Origin of the sequence: Desulfovibrio sp. 1214_IL3152 (assembly GCF_036763055.1) — a bacterium.
In the GTDB taxonomy this organism is placed as follows: Bacteria; Desulfobacterota; Desulfovibrionia; order Desulfovibrionales; family Desulfovibrionaceae; genus Desulfovibrio.
In genome coordinates, this window is the sequence record NZ_JBAIYW010000424.1 from 1 (window position 1) to 7655 (window position 7655).

General features: G+C 55.3%; 6 protein-coding genes. 2 read left to right on the forward strand and 4 right to left on the reverse strand.

Annotation, left to right across the window (positions count from 1 at the left end):
• Positions 1-753: 753 nt before the first annotated feature.
• Complete coding sequence (locus V6C07_RS08975; protein ID WP_333536068.1) at positions 754-1020, forward strand: RNA recognition motif domain-containing protein; 267 nt, start codon at positions 754-756, stop codon at positions 1018-1020.
• An 85-nt stretch (positions 1021-1105) separates the two neighbouring features.
• Entirely contained in the window at positions 1106-1336 is a 231-nt protein-coding gene (locus V6C07_RS08980; protein WP_333536070.1) for a hypothetical protein, read from the forward strand.
• Between the two features lie 375 nt (positions 1337-1711).
• Here V6C07_RS08980 and V6C07_RS08985 read toward each other — a convergent pair whose 3' ends face one another.
• The 4 genes from V6C07_RS08985 to hemC all read right to left on the reverse strand — a co-directional run bounded on the left by V6C07_RS08985 (position 1712) and on the right by hemC (position 7599).
• The gene (locus V6C07_RS08985) at positions 1712-3157 is read right to left on the reverse strand and encodes a sodium:solute symporter family protein (protein WP_333536073.1); all 1446 of its coding nucleotides are present in this window, start codon (positions 3155-3157) and stop codon (positions 1712-1714) included.
• Positions 3158-3515: 358 nt separating this feature from the next.
• Positions 3516-4091: a TetR/AcrR family transcriptional regulator gene (locus V6C07_RS08990; RefSeq protein ID WP_333536076.1), complete on the reverse strand. Its 576-nt coding sequence runs from the start codon at positions 4089-4091 to the stop codon at positions 3516-3518.
• A 124-nt stretch (positions 4092-4215) separates the two neighbouring features.
• Positions 4216-6651 (reverse strand): Lon protease family protein, encoded by a 2436-nt coding sequence (locus V6C07_RS08995; RefSeq protein WP_333536074.1) that lies wholly within the window; start codon positions 6649-6651, stop codon positions 4216-4218.
• A gap of 15 nt (positions 6652-6666) precedes the next feature.
• Complete coding sequence (gene hemC / locus V6C07_RS09000) at positions 6667-7599, reverse strand: hydroxymethylbilane synthase (RefSeq protein ID WP_333536078.1); 933 nt, start codon at positions 7597-7599, stop codon at positions 6667-6669.
• Positions 7600-7655 lie beyond the last annotated feature (56 nt).

A 7655-nucleotide genomic window follows, 5' to 3' on the forward strand; every position in this document is an offset into this window, starting at 1 on the left:
TACGACGACAACCGGAACTTTCTTTTTCCCGTGCTCCTTGGTAGCTTTCATTTGTAGCCCTCATGCTGGTTTGGTGGTTGTTTGGTCATAACCAAACCTAACCGACATGAAGGGCTACTTCCATTTTGGGAATGTGCGAAAAATACCGTACGTTATCCTCAACGGCTAGCGCCCGTGAGGGCCGCGCAGACTAGATCGCCCCAGCGCGAGTATGCCGTACCCCCTCCGTTTTATGCTCCAGGAGCAGAAATTACTCAAGGGATCAACTTGGCTCATGCGTATGCCCTCAAGGTAAAGCACGGCGTTGTGCGGATGTGCCTGCGCGGCGGTATCTGCTCTTGTGCTGGTGCTGAAAATACAGGCAGTTCATTATGCATTCTCCAGGCATCTCTGATCCACTTTCCAATGGTACATGGTTTATTTCATGTCTTGGTCATGATTATCTGAATATCAGTGATTTTTATAAACAAATCATGTTGATGTTGTGAGTATTGAGGATATGAACATGCTGTTTGAATTGTTATTATTGTATTTATATATAAAATAAGTGTGCTATATGCCGAGGATGGATGTAAAACAACATGTGGATAATGGTATAATCAAGTATAGTAAAATTATTTTGTGTTGACGTAATATTTAATTTCTCCTATATTTTGTACTCAATGATCGGGCGTCGTAAATTTTTTTGCCAGAGACTTTACATGGGTAAGGCTTCCAGCGGAAAGTCTACCCTCCCTAACAAACGGAGTCTCTATGGCTACTTCAATTTATATCGGCAATCTGGCTTGGTCCACAACTGAAGACAGCATTTCCAATCTGTTTTCCACCTATGGCAGCGTAATTTCCGTTAAACTGCCGTTGGACCGTGAAAGCGGCCGTCCCCGTGGTTTTGGTTTTATCGAAATGGACGACTCTGATGCCAGTCGCGCTATCTCGGCCCTTAATGGTCAAGATCTTGATGGCCGTACATTGCGGGTGAATAAAGCCGAGCCTAAAAAGCCTGCGCGCGCAGCTTGGTAAGCTCGCAGATCTGATAAAATAAAGATCGCAGAAAATTGATATGTCCCATCAGGGCTACAATGGTATAAAGCCGCGAGGCTGACCATTGTCCCTGATGGGACATTGTTCATATGGCGGTGTGCGGGAGTTTAAGTGGATTGCCTCCTCCTCCTCCTCCTCCTTTGGTATTGATGGCATGGAAGAGCAAAATTTATCATCAGAATATGAAATGTTGGCTTTCAGCCGTTGGAAACTTTGCCAGTTTTTTCAGTTGCCTCACTTCAGGCTGCAAAAGGTTGCAAACGCCAGAATCAATACGGCAGTGGGAATGCAGTAGATACGGGCTTTCTCGTGATGTCCGCTCTCTGCCTGCCAAACGCATGGCCTGAGCTTTGTGGGTTCTGACGGTTTTGGTGCGGGTCCAGTGGGCTTATGCGGCTTGAGCGTCGAGCTTTTTTCTGCTTCATGCGAAGTAGCTTTGCCGGGAAAACGTTTGTGCCGCCGCCAGGACGCCATTGTGCGCGCTGAAGAACGTATATTTTTTTGAAATCTGAGCGCATTCACAAAAGGATTGACCGGCTTTTTTCGATGGAATTTCGAAAAAAGCCGGTCATTTTATTAGCCGTTGCGGTTTTTGTGACCAGCCCGCGTGATTGGGGGCTGGTCATCTTTTGGTCCTGTTTCGGGAAGATCTGTTGAAAAGTTCTCTGTGTTACGCATTGGGCGCGGGCCAGAACGTGGAAGCCTTGCGTCCTTCGCGGTCCAGCGCCCAGCCCAAAAACCAGCCCATCAGCGAAAAGGCTATGCCCACAAAAAAAGGAGGAATGAGGGCGGCTTGCATTCCAAGTACGGGGGTAGGGGAGACGGCTTTATTGGCCAGCAGATACCACAGCAGACATGAGGCAAAGCCCAGTCCGCAGCTCAGCCATGCGGCTATGGGGCTGCGTTTGCCAAAGCGGACAAGGGCCACATAGCTTGTCAGCACCGTCGCGCCGACGATACTCCAGCTGGTGGTACACAGAAGGGCGATGAGCTGCCCCTTGATCTGTGCGCTGCCGCCCGAAATCAGCACGCAGAAAACAATGCCGACAAACCATGAAAACCTTGTGGCGGGCCGGCCGGGCAGATCTTCGGCAATGGCCGATACGGCAATGTGAAAAAGAGCCGTTGCCGTGGACAGGGAGGCCGAAACAATAGCCAGCACGAAAAGCTGAAGCCCCACATCGGGCATGAGCATTTTTACAAGGTGGGGCACCACTTCATCAGCCGAGGCCGCATCGGGCAGAATAAGGCGCGACAATGCGGCCACAAAATACGTGCCACCCACAAGCACGGTAAGCACCAGCATGGCGAGAGGGGTGATGCGGTTGATCTGGCGGGGCGAGTTCAGGGCAAAGTGGCGCTGCATCATCTGCGGCTGCGCCCATACCGCCACGGATGTGACCATGACCAGCGATATGATGAACCAGCCTTGCTCCCCCGTGGAAAGGGAAAGAAAACCGGCATTTGCCAGGGGGGTTGGCGGCAGCTGCGCCAACTGCGCCATGCCTTCAATGGGGCCGCCAACCCTGTTGAGCACGGCTCCGATAAGCAGCACAATGCCCACCAGCATGACGATGCCCTGCATGGCTTCGGTGTAGAGAACGCCACGCAGACCGCCGATAAAGACCACTACGCCCACCACCACGGCTGCTATCCAGATCAGCGCCCAGACGGGAACAGGCAGTATCTGGGCCAGCATCAGGGCTGCACCCTTGATGACTGCGGAAGCATAAACGCCAAGGAATATGGCAAAAACCAGGGCAAGAGCCTTGCCCAGCAACGGACTTTTGTGTCCCTTGGCGATAAGCTGCGTCGGCGTACGGGCCTGAAGGTTGCGCTGACAGACCCTGGTAGGCCATGCCAGATAGCGGTAAACAAGCCATGTGCCGAGCCATACGTTGCCTGCGGCAACCAGGAGCATTTGCATGCCGTACATATATGAAAGTCCGCCGAAGCCCACGAGGGCCACGGCGGAAATATACGTTGCCACATAGGCAAGCGCCTGAATGACAAAACCTACGCGCCCCGTCGCCATGGCGTCGTGTCCGCGTCCTTTTCGCGCCAGCCAGATAAAGACGGCTATGTAGCCGAGCCAGATGAGAGCGTCGCCAAGCATGGCTTATCCCCTTTGTACCTGGCGTACCAGGGTAACAAGCGCCAGTACAAAAGAACCGGCGAGTAATGCCATGGCAACACGCACGGCGGCGTCCGTCAGCAGCAGGGTTGAAACAAGATCCATTGGCCCTCCGGCGCTAAAAGGCACAGACTAAAAAAGCCGCCGACCCCTATGGTCGGCGGCTATGTTACCTTATAAGCAAATTTGCCAAATATCCGCGCATCCTGGGGTCAGTTGCTGACTCCGGTAAAATAATATCGAAAATAGCTGATGGCGGTTGTTAGCTTCATTAATTTTTTCTATCTGTTCTTTACGTTGTTGTCAACAGTGCCTGGCCGTTGGCTGCGTAAAAATACGCTCAGGCTTTGATGGACCGGGCTACAAAGTCCAGCACGTCTTTGTACAGCGTGGGCGCGGCATAAGGCGTGAGCACCCGTGTGCGGTTGGCGCCCACCATAAGGGAAATGATCACCTGAGCCGTTGACTTGCTGTCAACCGTGACCAGGCTGCCGTCTTCAATGCCACGGGAAATGACCCTTTCAAGCTCCTGATGCACCTGTGAAAACATGGAATCCATGGTGTCACGGTCTGTCTTGGTTTTCATGTCGCTGTAGGGCGAACAGCGTACAAGCACCAGCCAGTTGGAATCCTTGTCAATGGAAAAATCAAGGTACGCCTTGCAAAAACGCATGACGCCGTCAAAGCCGGAATCTGCATCGGCAGTGGCCTGGCGTAGCTTTTTCAGGAAATGCTCCAGCACATCAAGGCCGGAAGCCAAAAAGAGCTTTTCCTTGTTGCCGTAATGGTGGGTCAGCAGGCCTAGCGCGACCCCCGCCCTGTCGGAAATCTTTTTGAAAGTGGTTTCTACATAGCCACACTCGCCAAACAGATCCTTGGCCGCCTGGAGCAACGCTTCTTTTTTGCTTTTATTCATCATGGTCTTCGCAGGAACAGGTTGGATAGTCCTTTGCTTACTTACTTATAGTTAACTGTATTATCTGCAAAAACGTGTAAAGTCAATACTGCAGTGTCGTGCAGCCCGGCAGATGTATAAAAAGTCAGCTCCGTTTGCTTCTCCTGAAGGCATTTTGTGCGTAATCGCCCAGTTGCTCAAGTCTTTTGTCAACGAGGTCATACAGGCTGCCGCGTGAAAAACCTCCATTTTTCAGTCTGCGCCCGGCGGCAAGACCGGTCAGCAACAGCAGGGCCTCTTCAATGCGACGCACTGCGTAGATGCTGAACTGTTTGTTTTCCACTGCCCGGAGCACGTCGGGCGAAAGCATGAGATGGTCTGCGTTGTCATAGGGGATGATGACACCCTGTGTGCCGGTAAGCCCATGCCTGGCGCAAACCTTGTAAAAACCTTCCACCTTGCGCGTAACGCCGCCCACGGCCATGATCTGTCCCGCATGGCTGACCGCGCCCGTAAAAGCCAGGTCGAGCCGCACGGGAACATCGGCCAGCGCCGAGAGCAGGGCCACCAGTTCCGCGCCGGAGGCGGAATCGCCTTCAATGCCGGCATAGCTCTGCTCGAAATACAGGGAACCGGAAAGAACAAGAGGCTTTTTGCGGGCAAAAAGGTCGGTGAGGTAGCTTTTGATGATCATCATGGCCTTGGTGTGGATGGGGCCGCCGAGTTCCGCCTCGCGCTCAAGGTCGATGATGCCCTCGTGTCCCACACCTACGGTACATGAAATGCAGTGGGGCAGGCCGAACTCGAAGTTTCCGTGCCAGGTCACCGAGAGGCCGTTGACCTGACCAACGGCTGCGCCCGATGTGCGCACCTTGATCAGTTCACGGTCATATTCCTCCATAAACACTTCTTCCACAAGATTGGCCCGATAAAGGCGCGCCGCATGGGTTTCTTCCATAATGGGGGCGCTGACCGTGTCGGCCCCCTTCAGACGGGCCAGGGCGGAAGCTTCTATCATCAGTTCGCGTAACAGGGGAAACTTGAGTGAAAGACGGCGTTGGTCTTCGCAAAGGTGTGAGCCCAGGTCCACAAGCCATGCCAGGGCCGTGCGGTCAAAGGGAGGGAGCGCGCAGCCGCGTATGATGTGCGCGATGTGGCCGAGGTAATGGCGGATATTCGCGGCATTGCGCTCGGTTTCATCCGCCATGTGCGCCTTGATGCGAAAAAGCTTTGGAAAGCGGTCGTCATTGACGAGCAGCCCCTCATACAGGTCTTCGCCGCCGACGAGCACCACCTTGAGGTCAAGGGGCAGCGGATCGGGGCTGAGTCCTTTGGTTCGGATGGCAGTGTCCGGCGCTTCGCCGGCATCTTCGATGCGGGCCTGATCGGAGCGCAAGGCGCGCAACAGCCCTTCCCAGGCTGTGGGGTGCTGCAGCAGGTCTTCCACGTGCAGCACCAGAAAGCCGCCGTTGGCCTTGTGCAGGCTTCCCGCGCGGATCAGGGTAAAGTCTGTGACAAGCGCCCCCATTTCTGATTCGCGTTCAATGCAGCCCAGAAGGTTCACGGCCGTGGGATGGTCATCGACCACAATGGGCGCGCCTTCCTGCTTGCTGTTGTCCACCAGCACGTTTACGGCATAACGGTACAGAACCATGTCCGCGCCGGGGCCGCCGTGGGTATCGCCAGCGAGGGAAGGGGGCATGCCGTCCCTGTGCATAAAGGCTTCGGTATTTTTCAGCATGTCCTCGCGCATGGCCGTAAAATACGCGGCCAGATCATCCCCTGGGCATGCTTTGAGCAGGCGCTGCTCAAGGGGGGTGAACAGGGTATCAAGCACCTGCCCCATAGCATCGCGCTCAAGGCCGCGCTCGTCATCCTGAAAGCTTTCCTCGGCCTTGTTGAGCTGACGCATAAGACCGGCCATAGACTGCACAAGATTGTCGCCGCGGCTTTTCAGCTTGAGGCGGATGGTGCTGTCCAGGTTGTCAAACTCTTCTTCATTGAGCCTTTTGCCCTCGACAAGAGGATAGAGCGTCAAGCCGCCGTTTTCATCCATGTCCAGGTTGAAACCCTTGTCCACGGCTACCGAGTTCATCTTGCGCAAAAGCCCCATGCGGGCCGTCTGGAATTTGTCCACAAGCTTGGCCCGGCGCTTCAAATACGTGCTGGCCTCAAACCTGCGGGGCAGTTCCTTGACGATGGAGTCCACCATCTCCATCATGCTTTGCCTGAATTTTTTGCCCAGGCCCGCAGGCAGGGAAAAAAGCAGGGGATGGTCCGGGTCCTGAAAATTATGCACATAGACAAGATCCGGCGGGGTGGGAGCCTTGCGGGCCTGCGGGCGCAGATAGTCGAGAAGCATGCGGGTACGCCCCAGATCCGCCTCTCCTGAAAGGTAGACATGGTAGCCGCGGGCCTTGATTTGCAGGGCAAGATCCAGCGCCTGCATGGCGCGGGGCTGGAAGGGGTTTTTGCGCCCGTTGCGCAAAGGCGGGATGGCCTGGCTGTCATCCCAGGGAATGCGGGCAGGGTCCATGGCAGCGTGCAGTCTGGACTCGGGCAGAGGGGAGATTTTGGACATATCTATGTGGTATACCTATGACTGTCGATAAAGTTTTTCAAGAATGCCTTTGCCGCCCTGCTCAAGAATTTCCTCGGCAAGTTCAAGGCCCCATTGGCGCGCCTGAGAGGTATGACCATCCTTGCTGCAGCGCAGAATGCGGCTGCCGTCAACCTCGGCCACCAGGCCTTCAAGGCGCAGGGTTTCGTCGTCCAGCAGGCGCGCATGGCCGGCAATGGGAACCTGGCAGCCGCCTTCAAGCCCGGCCAGAAAACCCCGTTCGGCCTCAACGCACACGCGGGTCGCGGTGTCTTCCATTTCGGCCAGAAGGGTGAAAAGCTCGTAGTCGTTCTCACGGCATTCAATGCCAAGCGCCCCCTGGCCTACCGCGGGCAGGAAAGTGTGCGGGTCAAGCGCATGCATGTACGGCGCGGAAAGCCCCAGGCGGTTCAGCCCGGCAGAGGCAAGGATTATGGCGTCATATACGCCCTCTTGCAGTTTGCGCAGCCGCGTATCCACGTTGCCGCGCAAGCTTTCAATGCGCAGATCCGGCCGTTGGGCCAGCAGCTGGGCCTGACGGCGCAGGCTGCTTGTACCCACGCAGGCGTTGGGGGGCAGCGACGCAACAGAGTCATATTTGTGCGAAAGCAGGCAGTCTGTCGGGTCCTCGCGCGGGGGAACGCAACCGAGCATAAGCCCTTCGGGCAGTTCCATCGGCACGTCTTTCATGCTGTGGACGGCCAGATCCGCCTCGCCGTTGAGCAGGGCCTCTTCAATTTCCTTTACAAACAGCCCCTTGCCGCCAACCTTGGCCAGGGGAACATCAAGGATGATGTCTCCCTTGGTCTTTATGACATTAAGGTGCACCTCAAGGCCGGGCATGGCTGCCTGAAGGCAGCTTTTGACGTGTTCGGCCTGCCAGAGGGCCAGGCGACTGCCGCGTGTAGCAATGGTAAGAGTAGTTCGCATGATCTTACCGTCTAATGCCCGCAGCTTGCACAGTTGCCGCCGGAACAGCCGGAGCA